A 15,958-nucleotide genomic window follows, 5' to 3' on the forward strand; every position below is an offset into this window, starting at 1 on the left:
CGTGACCAGCCGGTTCCAGGATTATATGGACGACCGTGCGGTCATGTGGGAGAGTTCGGTCAGTGTACGCGCGTGCGGTTAGTTCGGAAGCACGGTCGAACACGCCACAACAGACCGAGAACACGGGGGTGTTCGCTGATGTCGCCGGCGCTTCACGAGTACGAGACCGTGGCCCGGGAACGGCTCGCCGGGCCCGTCTGGGACTTCCTCGCGGGCGGGAGCGGGACCGAGTCCATGCTGTCCGCGGGCCGCGAGGCCCTGGACCGGATCAGGTTGCGGCCCCGCCTCCTCGTGGACGTCTCGGACTGCGACCCGCGCACCACGCTGCTGGGCGCCGGCCTCTCGGCGCCGCTCGGCATCGCCCCCATGGCCTACCACCGGCTGGCCCACGACGAGGGCGAGTCGGCTACGGCGCGGGCCGCGGGCGAGGCCGGGGCGCTCCTGACCGTCAGCATGTTCGCGAGCCGCACCCTGGAAGAGATCGCCGCCGCCGCGACGGGGCCGCTGTGGCTCCAGCTCTACTGGCTCAGAGACCGTCGGCCCATGATCGACCTCGTCCGCAGGGCCGAGGAGGCGGGGTACCGGGCGCTGGTCCTGACGGTCGACGCCCCGCGGGTCGCCCGCCGCCCTCGGGACGCGCGCAACGGCTTCGCGGTACCGGAGGGCATCCGCGCGGTGAACATCGACCCCTCCCTCATGTCCGCCTCGCACACGGACCGGCCGGGCGAGTCGGCGGTCGCGCGGCACTCCCGCGAGCAGTTCGACCCGTCCGTCACCTGGGAGGACCTGGCCTGGCTGCGGGAACGCACGTCGCTGCCGATCGTCCTGAAGGGCCTGCTCACCAAGGAGGACGCCGAACTGGCGGTGAAACACGGCGCCGACGGAATTGTGGTTTCCAATCACGGGGGGCGCCAGCTCGATTTCGCCCGCCCCGCGATGGAGGCACTGCCGGAGATTTCCGAAGCCGTCGACGGTCGATGTCCGGTGATCGTGGACGGGTCGATCCGGCATGGCGCCGACATTGCCAAAGCCCTCTGTCTGGGCGCTGACATCGTTTTCGTCGGCCGTCCCGTGCTGTGGGGTCTCGCACATTCCGGCAGCGCCGGCGTTCTTTCGGTGCTGCGGATTCTCATGGAGGAGTTCGAAGAGGTCATGGCCCTCATGGGAGCGCCACGCGTCCGGCTTTTCGGTCCCTCGGGAGTTACTCTCCGGTGAATAGCCTCTGACCGCCCGGCCGTCGCCCATTCATCTTTCCACGACGGGATGAATGGGTATCAGACATGCCCAAAAACAGCTGCTCACGGACCTCTTCGCAGTGCAACAGGTCACCAAAACTTTGCTTGCATACTCACAGGTAGTGAGCAACGATGAATCTGGCGGCACGGAGAAATTGTGAAGGCCGCCGGCTCGATTCCGCATTTCGATGGGTGGGGATTTCAGTGAGGATAGCGGTGCCGAAAAAGGCCGCTTGCCTGGAAGGCGCTTGGATCGACGACATATTACTCGAGGGGGACGGCAGCAGAACCGCCCTCCACCTCGGCAGGCCGGTGACCCTGGACGAACTGCGCCTGCTCGTCGACGGCGAGCAGGAGCGACTGCGGGCCGCCGGACTGGTGGGCGGAGGCACGCTCGCCGTACGGATGCCCCCTTCCCTGGCCTGTGTCGTCACCATGCTCGCCGGGTGGCGCACGGGAGCCCAGGTCGCGCTGCTCGACCACCGGCTGACCACGTACGAGGTCGGCAAGGCGATCGCCCGGCTCACCCCGCAGCTGGTCGCCGAGCCGGTCGAGGAGGTGAGCGGCAGGCTGCGCGGCTTCTTCGACGTCACCACCCGCATCACCCCCCTGCACGGCGGCCGGCCGGCCGGCTCCGCCGACGCGCTGCTCCAGCTCAGCTCCGGCTCGACCGGCCCCTCCAAGGTCATCGGCCGCACGGTCGGCAGCCTCCTCGCCGAACTCGACCGGTACGCGCAGCTCGACGGCTTTACCCGGCGGGGCGAGCGCACCGTCGTGCTGGCCTCGGTCGTGCACGTCCTCGGACTGGTCGGCGGACTGCTGCACGGCCTCGCGTCCGGCGCCGAGGTGGTCCTGCCCGGCACCCAGACGGTCGACGGCGTCCTCCGTGCCGTGGCCGCGGGCGACGCGCCCACCACCCTCCTGGGCGTCCCCTCCCAGACCGCGCTCCTCGCCGCGCACCGGACCCCGCCCCGCCTCCCCCAGCTGCGCCGCATGATCGTCGGCGGCGAACTGGTCGGCGCGGACGTCCGCGAGCGGTTCACCCGCCGCTACGACGCCGAACTGGGCGTCATGTACGGCATGACCGAGGTCGGCGTCATCGCCACCGACCTGACCGGGAGCACCGCGCCCGGACTCACCCCGGCCCCCGGCATGAAGGTGCGCGTCGACGAGGGGCAGATCCTCCTCGGCCTGCCCCGGACGCCCTACGTGGGCCCGGCCGACCCGACGCGCTTCGTCGACGGATGGCTGCGCACCAAGGACGCGGGCAGCCTCGACGCGGCCGGCCTGCTGACGGTCCACGGCAGGCTGGACGCGCAGGTCTCGGTCGGCGGCCTGAAGGTCGACCTCGCCGAGGTCGAGGAGGTCCTCACCTCGCTGCCCGGCGTCACCGGCGCCGTGGTCGTCCACGGCGCGGGCATCGAGGCCTTCGTGTCCGTGACGGGACAGGAGGCCGGGGACGGGCTCGCCGCCCTGCTCGCGGCGCGCCTCGCACCGTACAAACGGCCCCGCGCCGTGCACACCCTGTCCGAGATCCCGCGCACCGTCACCGGGAAGCCCGTGCGCAACGCCGACGTCCTGCGGGCCGCGGTCCGGGCCGCCGCCTCCGCCGGCGGTTCGGAAACGGGCCCCGGATCAGACCCGGCGCACCTGGAGCCGGACAGCGCCCTCGCCTGAGGGCTCCGCACCGTCCCGGTGCAGCGCGACGCCGACGACATGGCGGCCGTCGTCCACCCCGAGCGCCAGCGAGAGGACGTCCCGCCGCCCCGGCAGCGGGCGGGGGACGAGCGGAGGGCGCGGACCGGGAGGCCACGGACTCGGCAGGGGCACGGCCCGTCTCATGCCCCCGTCGCGCAGTCCGCGGCCCAGTGCCTTGCCGACCGCCTCCTTCTGCGTCCACAACCACAGGAAAGCCGCCGGGCGTTCCCGCTCGGGCAGTCCGCCGATCCAGGCCGCCTCCGCGGGGTCGAACCATGCGCGCCCCATCGCCGCGGCGCGCAGCTCACGCACCCCTTCCACGTCGACACCCACCGGCCACCGCTCCGACAGGGCGATCGCCAGCGCTCCACGCGTGTGGGCCACGCTCACCCGCAGCCCGCCCCCGGCACCGCCGAGACAAGGACGGCCGCCGGGCTCGTGCTCCACCCAGACCTCGGACTCCGGGACGTCCAGCATCGCGGCCGCGCTCCGCAGCAGCAGTGCGCGCGCCCTCCTGCGCTCGTCCCCGTCCGTGGTGCACCACAGCACCGTCACCGTGTCCGGGTCCGCTCCCGGGCGACCATCCATGAACGGAGTCAATCAAATGTCCGCTGAGGTCGAGAAGTTCATCATCGAGGCGCTGGAGAACATGAACTACGACGTGTCCGAGGTCACCGGAGACACCCCGCTCGGTCCGGCCGGCCTGGACCTGGAGTCGCTCTCGGTCGCGGAGATCGCGATCCAGGTCGAGGACACGTACGGGGTGAAGTTCGAGGAGGACGAGATGGAGTCCGTCGCGCTCCTCACCGTCTCCGGACTCGTCAAGGAGATCGTCGACCGCGCCGCCGCCGCTGCCGCGGCCAGGTGAGTCCCCGGCCGGCCCCCGGCCACGGGTGCGCCTCCCTGCTCGCACGCCCCCGTGGCGGGCGGGAGGGCGGCGGCACCCCGCGCGGGCCGGGACGGCAGCGGCCGTGTCCGGCAAGTCCAAGGCGTCAACGCCCCACACGTAGGGACACCCGGGAATGAACCCGAAGAACGAGCGCGCACAACTCGCGGCCGATCAACGGCTCGGCGTGGGCAACGTGCTGACCACACTGACCGAGCGGGGCACCGGCCTCGACACTCCGACCCTGACCTTCGACACCGAGGTCGACGGCCATCCGGCCTGGCAGGCCCTCACCCTCGCCCAGCTCGCCGAGCGCGTCGCCGGCCGGGCCGCCGCCCTGCACGCCCTCGGCGTCCGGCCCCGCGACCCGGTCGCCGTCTGGGTGACGGACGGGGCCGACCAGGTGCTCGGCTACCTGGCGCTGGCCCGCCTCGGCGCGATTCCGGCGCTCGTCAACGGCAGGCTGCCCGCCGACCAGGCTGCCGAGTACATCCGGCGGCTCGGCGCCGTCGGGGTGATCGCGGACGTCCCGCACTGGGACCTGCTGTCCGGCGCCGGCAACACGACGCCGCTGCTGGCCCACCCGGCCGACCTCGGCAAGGGCGACGGGGCCGGGGCACCGGCGCCCTACCGGCACCACGGCAACGAACCCGTGGTCATCACCCACTCCTCCGGCACCACCGGCCTGCCCAAGGCCGTCACCCACTCCCACCACAGCCTCTTCGCGGCCATCCGCCACCGGCTGTCCCTGCCCAAGGGCCAGGGCCTGGACCGGATGCTGGGCGCGCTGCCCTCGGCGCACGCGGCCACCGTCATCGCGGTGAACCTCGCCCTGACCAACCGCGCCCAACTGGCCGTGCTGTCCCAGCAGAACGGCGTCCGGGTGCTGGACGCCATCGAGTCCTGGCAGCCCACCAGCGTCCTCGGCTTCGCGGCCACCTGGTCCGAACTGGCGGGCGAGGACCTGTCGCAGCGCGACCTGGCCTCGGTGCGCACCTGGTGGAACACCGGGGACTGCGCGCACGAGGCGCACATCCGCCGGCTCATCGCCAACGGCACCCGGGAGTCCGTCACGACGCGGGGGCGCGTCACGCGGCCCGGCTCGTTCTTCGTGGACGGCCTCGGCTCCTCGGAGATGGGCCACTCCCAGTTCCACATCACCCACACGCCCGACACCGACCGCTACGGCCGCTGCATCGGCAGGCCGCACGCCTTCTCGGACGTCGCGGTGGTCGACGACGACGGCGAGAAGCTCGGCGCCGGCGAGGTCGGCCAGCTGGCCGTCAGCGCGCCGACGCTGTCACTGGGCTACTGGAACGACTCGTTGACCACCTACCGCACCCGCCGGGACGGCTACTTCCTCACCGGTGACCTCGTCATGCGCGACGAGGAGGGCTACTACTACCACGTCGACCGCCTGGTGGACGCGGTCGACCTGGGCGACGGCCACCGCCTGTACACCATGCTGTGCGAGGAGCGCGTCCTCGCCGACTGCCCCGACGTGCTGGAGTGCACGGTGGTGGCGGTGCCCAGCGAGGGCCGGGTCGTCACCTCGGTCCTGCTCGTGCTGGACCCGGCGGCCGACCAGGAGAGCGACCGCACGCCGGAGGTGCTCGCCGCGCTGGACGAGCACGTGGCCCGCACGGTCGAACGGGTGGTGGTGGTCAGCCCGGACCGCATCCCGCTGGGCGCGACCGGCAAGGTGCGCAAGTTCCTGCTCCGCCGCCGCTTCCTGGACGGCGAACTGCTCGGCACGGAGCCCTCCGCGAAGCAGGTGGCGGTATGAGCGTCTCCCACCCGGCCGCCGTGATCACCGGGCTCGGCACCTTCACCCCGCTCGGCCGGGGCGCCGCCGACACCTTCGACGCGCTGTGCCACGGCAAGTCCGGCCTGCGCCGGCCGCCCGCCGGGCACCTGCTCGACGGCACGGTGGGCTCCGCCGGCATCGCCCCCGACATCGAGGCGTCCGAGGTGCTGCCGCCCAGCGAGGGCCGGCTCGTGGACCGCTTCGCCCTGATGGCACTGGCGGCGGCCGACGACGCCCTCGCCGACGCGGGGCTCGTCGTGGGCCGGGACGCCGATCCGGAACGGGTCGCGGTGGTCGTCTCCAGCGGCGCGGGCGGCCTGACCACGTACGAGGCACAGGCCCACGACCGCGTCAGCCGCGGCCGGACCGCGGTCAGCCCGTACCTCCTGCCCGGCATGCTGCCCAACATGGCGGCCGCCCGCATCGCCATCAAGCACGGTATCCGCGGCTGGAGTTCGGCCGTGTCCACGGCCTGCGCCGCGGGCGCCCACGCCGTCGCGGAGGCGGCGCGGCTGATCCGGTACGGCGAGGCCGACGTCGTGGTCTGCGGCGGCGCCGAGGCACCGCTGAACCCGACCTCGGCCCTGGCCTTCGACCACGCGCGGGCCCTGGCCGGCGGCTGGGACGACGACCCGGAGGCGGCCAGCCGCCCCTTCGACCGCCGCCGCAACGGGTTCGTGCTCGCGGAGGGCGCCGGTGTGCTGGTCGTCGAGCGGGCCGACCACGCGGACGCCCGCGGCGCGGCCGGCTACGCCGACCTGCTCGGCTGGGGGGCGAGCACGGACGCCTTCAAGCCCACCGCGCCGCGTCCGGGCGGCGAGGGCGCCGCCCAGGCCATGCGCGGTGCGCTGCGGACGGGCGGGCTCACGCCCGACGAGGTCGGCTACATCAACGCGCACGGCACGGCCACCAAGCTGGGCGACGTCGCCGAGACGCGGGCCGTCCGGGCCGTGTTCGGGGACCGCTCCCCCGCGGTCAGCAGCACCAAGTCGATGACCGGGCACCTGCTCGGCGGCTCCGGTGCCGTCGAGGCCGCCGTCTGCGCCCTCGCCGTCTCGCGCGGCACGCTGCCGCCCACGCACAACCTCGACGAGGTGGATCCGGCCTGCGACCTCGACCACGTGCGCGGCGAGGCGAGGCGCGGTCCCGTGGCGGCCGCCCTGTCCAACTCGTTCGCCTTCGGCGGTCACAACGTCAGCCTGCTCTTCGGCACCGCAAGTACCCGCACCACACGACAGCGAGAGGGAGAAGGCACGTGAAGATCGAAGCCGTCGACCACGTCGAGTTCCACGTCGGCGACGCCCAGCAGTCCGCGTTCTACCTCTGCACCGCCTTCGGGTTCCGGGTGTGCGGCCAGGCGGGGCCCGAGACGGGCCGCGTGGACAGCCGTTCCCTGCTGCTGCGCCAGGGCGGCGTCGACGTCGTGCTGACCTCCGCGCTGACCCCGGACCACCCGGCGGCCGGGTACGTGTCCCGGCACGGCGACGGGGTGGCCAACATCGCCTTCCGGGTGCCCGACGCGGCGAAGGCCTTCGAGACGGCCGTCGCGCGGGGGGCCACCCCGGTCGAGGAACCGGTCGTGCACAGCCAGTGCGGCACCGAGGTCGTCACCGCCTCCGTGCTCGGCTTCGGCGACGTCGCCCACCGGTTCGTGCAGCGCACCGGGGACCCCGCCGAGTTCCTGCCCGGCACCATGGACATGATCGCCGACGACCCGGAGGAGAGCGAGCAGCTCCTGCACACGGTGGACCACGCGGCGATCTGCCTGCCGGCCGGTGAGCTGCGGCCGACGGTCGCCTTCTACGAGAAGGTGTTCGGGTTCGGCCAGATCTTCGAGGAGTTCATCGAGGTCGGCGAGCAGGCCATGGACTCCAAGGTCGTGCAGAGTTCGTCGGGCAAGGTGACCTTCACCCTCATCGAGCCGGTGACCGACCGCCGCCCCGGCCAGATCGACACCTTCCTCGCCCGGCACGGCGGGGCCGGCGTGCAGCACCTCGCGCTGCTCACGGACGACATCGTGTCCGCCGTCCCGGCGCTGGAGGCCCGCGGGGTCACCTTCCTGGACACGCCCGGCTCCTACTACGACGAGCTGGGCGGGCGTCTGAAGCGTCCGGACCTGCGTCTGGAGGACCTGCGGCGCACCAACGTCCTGGTCGACCAGGACCACTGGGGGCAGGTCTTCCAGATCTTCACCCAGTCCATGCACGTGCGGAAGACCTTCTTCTGGGAGGTCATCGACCGGCACGGCGCCCGCACCTTCGGCAGCGGCAACATCAAGGCCCTCTACGAGGCGGTGGCCCGCGAGAAGGCGATGGCCTGACCCGCGCCCGTCCGAGCCCATCTCACCACCCCACCCAGGAAGACCTCGACCATGCAGAACACGGCACCGTTCACGCTGACCGACGAGGAGCGCGCGCTCCTGCCCACCGACGAGGAGGTCGACCTCTACACCGAGCGCGGCTGGTACCTGTCCGGGAAGCTCTTCACCGACGAGGAGATCGACCTCCTGGAGGCCGCGTCCGAGCGGTTCTACGCCGGCCACCGCGACCGGACCCTGCCGGTGCGCCCGCCCAAGCTCGCCTACTGGGAGCCGGACCACGGCTCCGTCCAGCGGCACAACGACTACATCCACTACGAGGACGACACCATCGGCCGCATCCTGCGCAAGCCGCTGCTCGGCGCGGTGGCCGCGCGGCTCGCCGAGGCCGAGGAGATACGGGTCTTCCAGTCGACCCTGATCTACAAGCCGCCGGTCGCCGGGGAGCGCTCGAACATCGTGCCCTGGCACTTCGACCGGCACTACTGGGCCACGTCGACCTCGGAGCGGATGCTGACCGCCTTCATCCCCTTCCACCACTGCGACGAGGAGATGGGCACCATCACGATGGTGGACGGCAGCCACCGGTGGAAGGAGACGGCCGCCAACGACGCCACCTCCCTGCACTTCGCCGAGCGCGACCGGAGTGAACTCGACCAGATGCTGGAGGAGAACGCCGCGTACAACGGCGTCGAGGTCCGCAAGGTCCCCATGGTGATCCCCAAGGGGCACGTCAGCTTCCACCACTGCCGCACCTACCACGGCAGCGGCGCCAACGTGAGCGACCGCCCGCGCCGCGCCATCTCGTTCCACCTCCAGGACGGCGAGAACCGCTACCGCGCCTTCCGCCGCTCGGACGGCACCGAGGTGACCTACAACCACGACGTGGTGGTGCGCCGCACTCCCGAGGGCACGCCGGACTACGCGGACCCCGACTTCCTCCCGGTGCTGTGGCGCACCCGCTGATGCGCAGTGTCGCGGTGGTCGGCACCGGCCTGATCGGTACGTCGATCGCCCTGGCCCTGCGGGGCCGGGGCATCGTCCCCCACCTCCTCGACGCCGATCCGGAGGCGGCGCGGCTCGCGGCCGGTCTGGGCGCCGGGGTGGTGGGGGCGCCCCGGGTGCCCGTCGACCTGGCGGTGCTCGCGGTGCCGCCGCAGCACGTCGCGGCGGTTCTGCGGGAGCAGCAGCTGCGGGGCCTGGCGCAGGACTTCACGGACGTGTCCAGCGTCAAGGTGCGGCCGCAGCGGGAGGCCGCGGAGCTGGGCTGCGACCTGGCCCGGTTCGTGGGCGGCCACCCGATGGCCGGCCGGGAGCGGTCCGGGCCGCTCGCGGCGCGGGGCGACCTGTTCCACGACCGGCCCTGGGTGCTCACCCCCGCGGAGGGCACCGGCGAGCGGGCCGTCGAACGGGCGCGGTCGCTGGCCGAGCTGTGCGGGGCACGGCCCGTGGTGATGGAGACGGCCCGGCACGACCGGGCCGTGGCCCTCGTCTCGCACGCCCCGCACCTGGTCGCGAGCCTGCTCGCGGCCCGGCTGCTGACCGGCGAGGAGTCCCACCTCGAACTCGCCGGGCAGGGGCTGCGGGACGCCACCCGGATCGCGGCAGGCGACGCCGGCCTGTGGACGGACATCCTCAGCTCGAACGCGGCCGCGGTCGCCGAGGTGCTGACGGAGGTGGCCCTGGAACTGAACGCGGCCGTGGCCGCGCTGCGGGACCTGGCCGTGGCCCCACCGGCCCACGGACCCACCGGCCGGGCCCACTTGAACGACGTCCTGGCCCGCGGCGTGCGGGGGCGCGCACTGATCCAGGGGCGGACCGACCTGAGCCTGAGCGGCGCGGCGGCCGTCCCATAATGAGGCGTCGGTGATCACGCCGCCACCCGTCGGGCGGCCGACCGGGCCCACGACGACTTCCGACCCAGTGGAGTGAGTGACTATGACCAGCCGACGGCTCGACGTCTGCCTGATCGGTGCCGGGCCACGCGGCCTCTCGGTCCTCGAAAGGCTGTGTGCGAACGCCGCGTCGGTCCCGGACGACACCGCCGTCACCGTGCACGTGGTCGACCCCTGCCCGCCGGGTGCCGGCCGGGTGTGGCGCACCGACCAGTCAAGGCACCTGCTGATGAACACGGTGGCCTCCCAGGTCACCATGTTCACCGACGAGAGCGTGCACGTCGAGGGAAGACTGGTTCCCGGGCCCAGCCTCTACGAGTGGGCGCGTTTCCTCACCCTCATCGGCCCCATGGACGGCCCCCCGTACGACGAGCGGGTCCTCGGCGAGGCGCGCGCGCTCGGCCCCGACTCCTATCCCACCCGGTCCTTCTACGGCCACTATCTGGAGTGGGTCTTCCAGCGGGTGACGCAGACGGCGCCGGACCACGTGCGCACCGTCGTGCACCGCGCCCGCGCGGTCGCGCTCGACGACGGGGACGACGGCACCCAGCACGTGCGGCTCGACGACGGCACGCTCCTGACGGGTCTGGACGCCGTCGTCCTCGCCCAGGGGCATCTGCCGGTGCGGGCGTCCCACCGCCGGCGCGAACTGGGCGACTTCGCCGCCGCCCACGGCCTGCGCCACGTCCCGCCGGCCAATCCGGCCGACGTGGACCTCACCGGGGTGGCACCGGGCGAGACGGTCGCGCTGATCGGGCTGGGGCTCAACTTCTTCGACTACCTCGCCCTCCTCACCCTGGGCCGCGGCGGCAGGTTCGAGCGCCGCGGAGAGAGGCTGGTCTACCTGCCCTCCGGCGACGAACCGCGGCTGGTGGCCGGATCCCGGCGCGGGCTGCCCTTCCACGCCCGCGGCGAGAACCAGAAGGGCGCGCACGGCAGGCACGAACCGGCGGTGCTGACCGCCGAAGTGATCGGGGAACTGCGCGAGTCGGCCCGGCGCAGGGGCGGCATCGACTTCCGCGAGACCGTGTGGCCGCTGGTCTCCAAGGAGGTCGAGACGGTCTACTACACCACGCTGCTCACCGGCGCCGACCGCGCGGGCGACGCACGCCGGCTGCGCACGGCCTACCTCGCGGCGGCGCCGGGCAGCGCGCAGGAACGGGCGGTCCTCGACGTGTTCGGCATCGCGCCGGCCGACCGCTGGGACTGGTCCCGGATCGCCCGCCCGTACACGGGGCGGGAGTTCGGCTCGCCGGAGGACTTCCGGGACTGGCTGGTCGGCCATCTGCGCGCGGACCTCGCGGCGGCGCGCGCGGGCAACGTCGGCGGACCGCTCAAGGCCGCGCTCGACGTCCTGCGGGACCTGCGCAACGAACTGCGGCTCGTGGTCGACCACGGCGGCCTCACCGGTCGCTCGCACCGGCAGCATCTGGAGGCTTGGTACACGCCGCTGAACGCCTTCCTGTCCATCGGTCCGCCCGCCGCCCGGATCGAGCAGGCGATCGCCCTGGTCGAGGCCGGGGTGCTGCGGGTGCTCGGTCCCGACGCGCAGGCGGTGGCCGACGAGGCGGCGGGGGTGTTCGCGGCCTGGTCGCCGGCGGTTCCCGGGTCCCGGACCGAGGCCACCACGCTGATCGAGGCACGGCTGCCGGAGACCGATCTGCGCTCCACCGCCGACCCGTTGCTGCGCACGCTCCTGGAGTCGGGGCAGTGCCGCCCCTACGAGATAAGCGACCCCGGGGGGACGCCGTACGAGACGGGCGGCCTCGCCGTCACCGGCGCGCCCTTCCGCCTGATCGACTCCGGGGGCCGGGCGCATCCGCGGCGCTTCGCCTTCGGCGTGCCCACCGAGTCCGTGCACTGGGCGACGGCCGCCGGGATACGCCCGGGCGTCAACTCCGTGACGCTTCAGGACTCGGACGCCATCGCGTGCGCGGTCCTCGCGGGCTCCCAGGACCTGCGGCACGACGAGGAGATGATCGGGGAGCTGGCGCGATGAGTCACCTCACCGTCGACTCCGGGATCCTCAGCCCGGTCCGGGCCGGCACCCCGGCCGAGGAGACCACCTGCGACCACGCCCTGCTCCAGGCGATGCTCGACGCGGAGGCGGCGCTGGTCCGGGCCCAGGCGGCCCTGGGCACCGTGCCCTTCGAGGCCGCGCGGACGATCACCCGGCTGGCCCGGGCCGACCTTCTGGACCTGCGCGCGATCGCCGTGCTCGGCCGGGGCGCGGCCAACCCGGTGGTGGGCTTCGTCCAGGCCTTCACCGCTCTGGTGGCGGCCGAGGATGCGGACGCGGCGGACTACGTGCACCGCGGTTCGACCAGTCAGGACGTCCTCGACACGGCCCTGATGCTGGTGGCGGCCCGCACCCTGGACGTGCTGCTGGCCGACCTGGACGAGGTGGCCGCCGCGCTGCGCGCCCTGGCCGACGGGCACCGGGACACGCTGATGGCGGGGCGCACCCTCGCGCTGCACGCCGTACCGACCACGTTCGGGCTGAAGGCGGCGGGCTGGCTCGTCGCGGTGACGTCGGCGGCCGGGCGGCTGCGGCGGGTCCGGGACGAGGAGCTGGTCGTACAACTGGGCGGCGCGGCGGGCACCTTGGCGGGTTACGTCGAGTACGAGCGGCTGCACCGCGCGGAGCGGGGGGAGGCCTCGTCGGACGAGTACGCGCGGCGGCTGACGGCGAGGTTCGCGGTCGAGACGGACCTGGCCGCCCCCCTGCTGCCCTGGCACGCGCACCGGGCGCCGGTGGCGGGGCTGGCCGCTGAACTCGCCCTGGCCACCGGCGTGCTGGGCAAGATCGCGGTGGATGTGCAGTCACTGGCGCGCACGGAGACCGCCGAGCTGGCGGAACCGGCGGCGGCCGGGCGCGGCGTCTCCTCCGCGATGCCGCAGAAGCGCAATCCGGCGCTGGCCACGCTGATCCGCTCGGCCGCCCTCCAAGTGCCCGCGTACGCCGGTGTGCTGACGCAGTCGATGCTGTCCGAGGACGAGCGCTCGGCGGGCGCCTGGCACGCCGAGTGGCAGCCGCTGCGCGAGTGCCTGCGGCTGGCGGGCGGCGCCGCGCACACGGCGCGCGAGCTGGTGTCCGGCCTGGTGGTGTCGCCCGAGCGGATGCGCGCGAACCTCGGCCTGACCGGGGGTCTGATCGTCTCCGAGCGCCTGGCCGCCGTACTCGCCTCCGCCCTCGGCAAGGCGGCGGCCAAGGAGGCGGTGGGCGGGGCGTCGTCCGAGAGCGCCGCCACCGGACGCCCGCTGGCCGACATCCTCGCGGCCCGACCGGAGATCGCGGCCCGGTTCTCCGCCGGCCACCTCGAGGCGCTCCTCGACCCGGCCGCGTACACGGGAGCGGCGGGCGAGTTGACGCACCGTGCCCTGTCCGCGAGCGGTGATCCGGTGCGCGCGGTGGGCCCGGACGGGTTCTGAGGGCCGGCGGTCGAGGGCCGCGGCGGGTTTCGGCCAGTCCGGGGAAGCGCGCCGGCCCCGGCCCTCGATTCGGCGGGATCTCCGCTTTTAAATGTACGCACGGTCGTTTACTTTACTGGTGTGGGTGCGGCCGCCGCGAACCGGGCGACGGCGGCGCATCGGACGAAGGGATCACCTCGCATGACGACCGCCTCCCCCCACTCGCCGGACACCGGTCCGGCCACACCGCAGCCGGCCGGCCCGGAGCAGGCAGGGACACCGGCCGCCGCGACGGCCAAGCTCGCCCTGCTCGTCGCGTCCGGCGCCACGTTCCTCGCCGTGCTCGACACCACGGTCGTGAACATCGCCTTCGCCGACCTGCGCACCGACTTCCCCGACGCCTCGCTGTCCCAGCTCACCTGGGTCGTCACGGCCTACACCGTCGTGTTCGCCGCGCTGCTGGCCGTCGGCGGCCGGGTCGCCGACGTGATCGGCCGCAAGCGGCTGTTCCTGTGGTCCTCGGGCGTGTTCGTCGCGGCCTCGCTGCTGAGCGGACTCGCCGCGGACGTGCCGATGCTCATCGCCGCGCGCGCCCTGCAGGGGGTGGGTGCCGCCGGCCTCATCCCCTCCGCGCTCGGACTGGTCCTCCAGCACACCCCCGCGGCCCGCCGCCAGGTGGCCATCGGCGTCTGGGGCGCGGTCGGCAGCATGGCCGCCGCGGTGGGTCCGAGCCTCGGCGGCCTGCTCGTCGACGTCTGGGGCTGGCGCAGCGTCTTCCTCATCAACCTGCCGATCGGCCTCGTGATCCTCCTGGGCGCCGCGAGACTCGTCGCCGACGAGCCCACGGGCCGCAGGCTCCCCGACCCGCTCGGGACCCTGGCGCTCGCGCTGGGCGTCGGCGGCCTGGTCTTCGGCGTCACCCAGGGCACCGAGTGGGGCTGGGACAGCGGACGCGTGCTCGGGCTGCTGGCCGGCGGCGCGGTGCTGCTCGTGGTGGCCCTGCTGCTCTCCCGGGCGCACGCGGCGCCGGCCCTGGAGCTGGACCTGTGGCGCAGCCGGGCCTTCGCGGCCACCAACGTCACCTCGGTCCTCTTCGGGGCCGCCATGTACTCGTACCTGCTCAGCTCCCTGCTCTTCCTGAACGCGGTGTGGGGCTACTCCGAGCTGAAGGCGGGCCTCGCGGTGACACCGGGTGCCTTCGCCGCCGCGATCGGGGCCATGGTCGTGGGGCGCCGGATCCAGCCGTCCGCGCAGTGGGCCGCGGTCGCCGTCGGCTCCGCGCTCTTCGGCGCCTCCTGCGCGGCGATGTACCTGCTGCTCGGCACCGAGAAGCAGTACGCGGCGGTGTGGCTGCCCATCGGTGTCCTGGCCGGCATCGGCATCGGTGCGGCGCTGACGGCGATCTCCAACGCGGCCACCGCCGCGCTGCCGCCCGAGCGCTACGCCTCCGGCACCGGTCTGCTCATGACGACCCGGCAGATCGGCGGCGCCCTGGGCATCGCCGCGCTCGCCGCCATCCTCGAACGCCACCACGTCCTCGACGACGAGGGCTACCTGCAGGTGTTCCTCGCCTGCGCCATCGGCGCCGCCGGCGCCGCGGCCGCCGCACCAGCCATCCGGTCCCGTTCCGCACGGCACACCTGAGAGCCAGATCCACGGCGCGGGGCCGACGGCTCCCGCGCGGACGCGAGGAAGAGAACACGATGCCACCCATCGACCGATCGGACCGCAGCGCCGGGCGCGCCGAACACGCCCTGCTGGCCGACCTGCAGCCGGTGGTGGAGGCCAACCTCCACCGCCATCTCGGCGTCGCCAAGGAGTGGTTCCCGCACGAGTACATCCCGTGGAGCGAGGGGCGCACGTTCGACGGCCCGCTCGGCGGCGAGCCGTGGACCCCGGACGAGGCCACGCTGCCGGAGGTCGCCCGCACCTCCCTGGTGGTCAACCTGCTCACGGAGGACAACCTGCCCGGCTACCACTTCGCGGTGGCCGAGTTCGGCAAGGACGGCGCCTGGGGCACCTGGGTGGACCGCTGGACCGCCGAGGAGGCCCGGCACGGAACCGCTCTGCGGGACTACCTCCTCGCCACCCGGGCCGTCGACCCCCGGGCGCTGGAGCGGGCCCGCATGACGCACATGGAGGGCGGCTACGACCGGCCGGACGGCTACAGCGCGCTGCACGCCATCGCCTACGCCGCGTTCCAGGAGCTGGCCACCCGCATCTCGCACCGCAACACCGGCGTGGTGAGCGGGGAACCGCGGTGCGACGCGCTGCTCGCGCGGATCGCCGCGGACGAGAACCTGCACATGGTCTTCTACCGCAACCTGGTCGAGGCCGCGTTCGAACTGGCGCCGGACACGGCCATGGAGGTGGTGCGGGACGTCGTCGTCGGCTTCGAGATGCCCGGCTCCACCATCAAGGACTTCGGCCGCAAGTCCGCGGAGATCGCCATCGCCGGCATCTACGACCTGCGCCTGCACCACGACAGCGTGGTGATGCCGATCCTGCGCAGGCTCCGGGTCTTCGAGCGGGAGGGGTTCGGCGCCCCGGGCGAGGCCGCGCGGGAGGAACTCGCCGCGTTCGTGCGGCGGCTGGACACGAAGGCGACCTCGTTCACGGACCGCCGCGAGGGCATCAGGGCGGCCCGTGCGCAGCGCGAGGCCATGGCCGTCTGAGGCGGTGACGGATGAGGGGGAGGCCGGCTGCCGG

The 15,958-nt window shown here is 73.5% G+C and carries 13 protein-coding genes; 12 read left to right on the forward strand and 1 reads right to left on the reverse strand.

Annotated elements, in window-relative coordinates:
* The first annotated feature begins 138 nt into the window (after window positions 1–138).
* Together IE108_RS15365 and IE108_RS15370 are read left to right on the forward strand one after the other, a co-directional pair.
* Window positions 139–1,215 (forward strand): alpha-hydroxy acid oxidase, encoded by a 1,077-nt coding sequence (locus IE108_RS15365; protein WP_064730554.1) that lies wholly within the window; start codon window positions 139–141, stop codon window positions 1,213–1,215.
* Between the two features lie 236 nt (window positions 1,216–1,451).
* Complete coding sequence (locus IE108_RS15370) at window positions 1,452–2,912, forward strand: class I adenylate-forming enzyme family protein (protein WP_373296986.1); 1,461 nt, start codon at window positions 1,452–1,454, stop codon at window positions 2,910–2,912.
* Here IE108_RS15370 and IE108_RS15375 read toward each other — a convergent pair.
* Window positions 2,871–3,521 (reverse strand): 4'-phosphopantetheinyl transferase family protein, encoded by a 651-nt coding sequence (locus IE108_RS15375; RefSeq protein WP_079163718.1) that lies wholly within the window; start codon window positions 3,519–3,521, stop codon window positions 2,871–2,873. The two genes, IE108_RS15370 and IE108_RS15375, sit on opposite strands and share 42 nt — an antisense overlap.
* 16 nt (window positions 3,522–3,537) lie before the next feature.
* Between IE108_RS15375 and IE108_RS15380 the strand changes: the two genes are divergently transcribed.
* From IE108_RS15380 to IE108_RS15425, 10 genes are all read left to right on the forward strand, one after another.
* Window positions 3,538–3,801 carry a phosphopantetheine-binding protein gene (locus tag IE108_RS15380; RefSeq protein WP_064730551.1) on the forward strand — a complete coding sequence of 88 codons (264 nt, stop codon included), beginning with the start codon at window positions 3,538–3,540 and terminating at the stop codon, window positions 3,799–3,801.
* Between the two features lie 154 nt (window positions 3,802–3,955).
* Window positions 3,956–5,605, forward strand: a complete 1,650-nt coding sequence (locus IE108_RS15385; protein WP_064730550.1) for a class I adenylate-forming enzyme family protein — start codon at window positions 3,956–3,958, stop codon at window positions 5,603–5,605.
* On the forward strand, window positions 5,602–6,885 hold the full coding sequence (locus IE108_RS15390; protein ID WP_064730549.1) for a beta-ketoacyl-[acyl-carrier-protein] synthase family protein: 1,284 nt from the start codon (window positions 5,602–5,604) through the stop codon (window positions 6,883–6,885). The genes IE108_RS15385 and IE108_RS15390 overlap by 4 nt, the downstream gene beginning before the upstream one ends.
* Window positions 6,882–7,946 (forward strand): 4-hydroxyphenylpyruvate dioxygenase, encoded by a 1,065-nt coding sequence (gene hppD, locus IE108_RS15395; RefSeq protein WP_064730548.1) that lies wholly within the window; start codon window positions 6,882–6,884, stop codon window positions 7,944–7,946. The genes IE108_RS15390 and hppD overlap by 4 nt, the downstream gene beginning before the upstream one ends.
* A 51-nt stretch (window positions 7,947–7,997) precedes the next feature.
* Complete coding sequence (locus IE108_RS15400; protein WP_064730547.1) at window positions 7,998–8,909, forward strand: phytanoyl-CoA dioxygenase family protein; 912 nt, start codon at window positions 7,998–8,000, stop codon at window positions 8,907–8,909.
* Window positions 8,909–9,799 (forward strand): prephenate dehydrogenase, encoded by an 891-nt coding sequence (locus IE108_RS15405; RefSeq protein ID WP_107420502.1) that lies wholly within the window; start codon window positions 8,909–8,911, stop codon window positions 9,797–9,799. Before IE108_RS15400 ends, IE108_RS15405 begins: the two co-directional genes overlap by 1 nt.
* Before the next feature lie 82 nt (window positions 9,800–9,881).
* Window positions 9,882–11,837 carry an FAD/NAD(P)-binding protein gene (locus IE108_RS15410; protein ID WP_064730545.1) on the forward strand — a complete coding sequence of 652 codons (1,956 nt, stop codon included), beginning with the start codon at window positions 9,882–9,884 and terminating at the stop codon, window positions 11,835–11,837.
* Window positions 11,834–13,270: a nitrosuccinate lyase gene (locus tag IE108_RS15415; RefSeq protein WP_064730544.1), complete on the forward strand. Its 1,437-nt coding sequence runs from the start codon at window positions 11,834–11,836 to the stop codon at window positions 13,268–13,270. Before IE108_RS15410 ends, IE108_RS15415 begins: the two co-directional genes overlap by 4 nt.
* A 180-nt stretch (window positions 13,271–13,450) precedes the next feature.
* Window positions 13,451–14,893, forward strand: a complete 1,443-nt coding sequence (locus IE108_RS15420) for an MFS transporter (RefSeq protein WP_079163717.1) — start codon at window positions 13,451–13,453, stop codon at window positions 14,891–14,893.
* A 59-nt stretch (window positions 14,894–14,952) separates the two neighbouring features.
* Window positions 14,953–15,924: an acyl-ACP desaturase gene (locus tag IE108_RS15425; protein ID WP_064730543.1), complete on the forward strand. Its 972-nt coding sequence runs from the start codon at window positions 14,953–14,955 to the stop codon at window positions 15,922–15,924.
* Window positions 15,925–15,958: the final 34 nt, after the last annotated feature.

It is taken from the genome of Streptomyces parvulus, from assembly GCF_014648855.1.
Taxonomy (GTDB): Bacteria; Actinomycetota; Actinomycetes; order Streptomycetales; family Streptomycetaceae; genus Streptomyces; species Streptomyces parvulus.

Excerpts from the sequence above, each read along its gene's own strand:
- IE108_RS15420 (WP_079163717.1), top strand. The coding sequence starts at position 13,451 with ATGACGACCGCCTCCCCCCACTCGCCGGACACCGGTCCGGCCACACCG.
- IE108_RS15385 (WP_064730550.1), top strand. The coding sequence starts at position 3,956 with ATGAACCCGAAGAACGAGCGCGCACAACTCGCGGCCGATCAACGGCTC.
- IE108_RS15380 (WP_064730551.1), top strand. The coding sequence starts at position 3,538 with ATGTCCGCTGAGGTCGAGAAGTTCATCATCGAGGCGCTGGAGAACATG.
- IE108_RS15425 (WP_064730543.1), top strand. The coding sequence starts at position 14,953 with ATGCCACCCATCGACCGATCGGACCGCAGCGCCGGGCGCGCCGAACAC.
- IE108_RS15365 (WP_064730554.1), top strand. The coding sequence starts at position 139 with ATGTCGCCGGCGCTTCACGAGTACGAGACCGTGGCCCGGGAACGGCTC.
- IE108_RS15390 (WP_064730549.1), top strand. The coding sequence starts at position 5,602 with ATGAGCGTCTCCCACCCGGCCGCCGTGATCACCGGGCTCGGCACCTTC.
- IE108_RS15410 (WP_064730545.1), top strand. The coding sequence starts at position 9,882 with ATGACCAGCCGACGGCTCGACGTCTGCCTGATCGGTGCCGGGCCACGC.
- IE108_RS15400 (WP_064730547.1), top strand. The coding sequence starts at position 7,998 with ATGCAGAACACGGCACCGTTCACGCTGACCGACGAGGAGCGCGCGCTC.
- IE108_RS15415 (WP_064730544.1), top strand. The coding sequence starts at position 11,834 with ATGAGTCACCTCACCGTCGACTCCGGGATCCTCAGCCCGGTCCGGGCC.
- IE108_RS15405 (WP_107420502.1), top strand. The coding sequence starts at position 8,909 with ATGCGCAGTGTCGCGGTGGTCGGCACCGGCCTGATCGGTACGTCGATC.
- IE108_RS15375 (WP_079163718.1), bottom strand. The coding sequence starts at position 3,521 with ATGGATGGTCGCCCGGGAGCGGACCCGGACACGGTGACGGTGCTGTGG.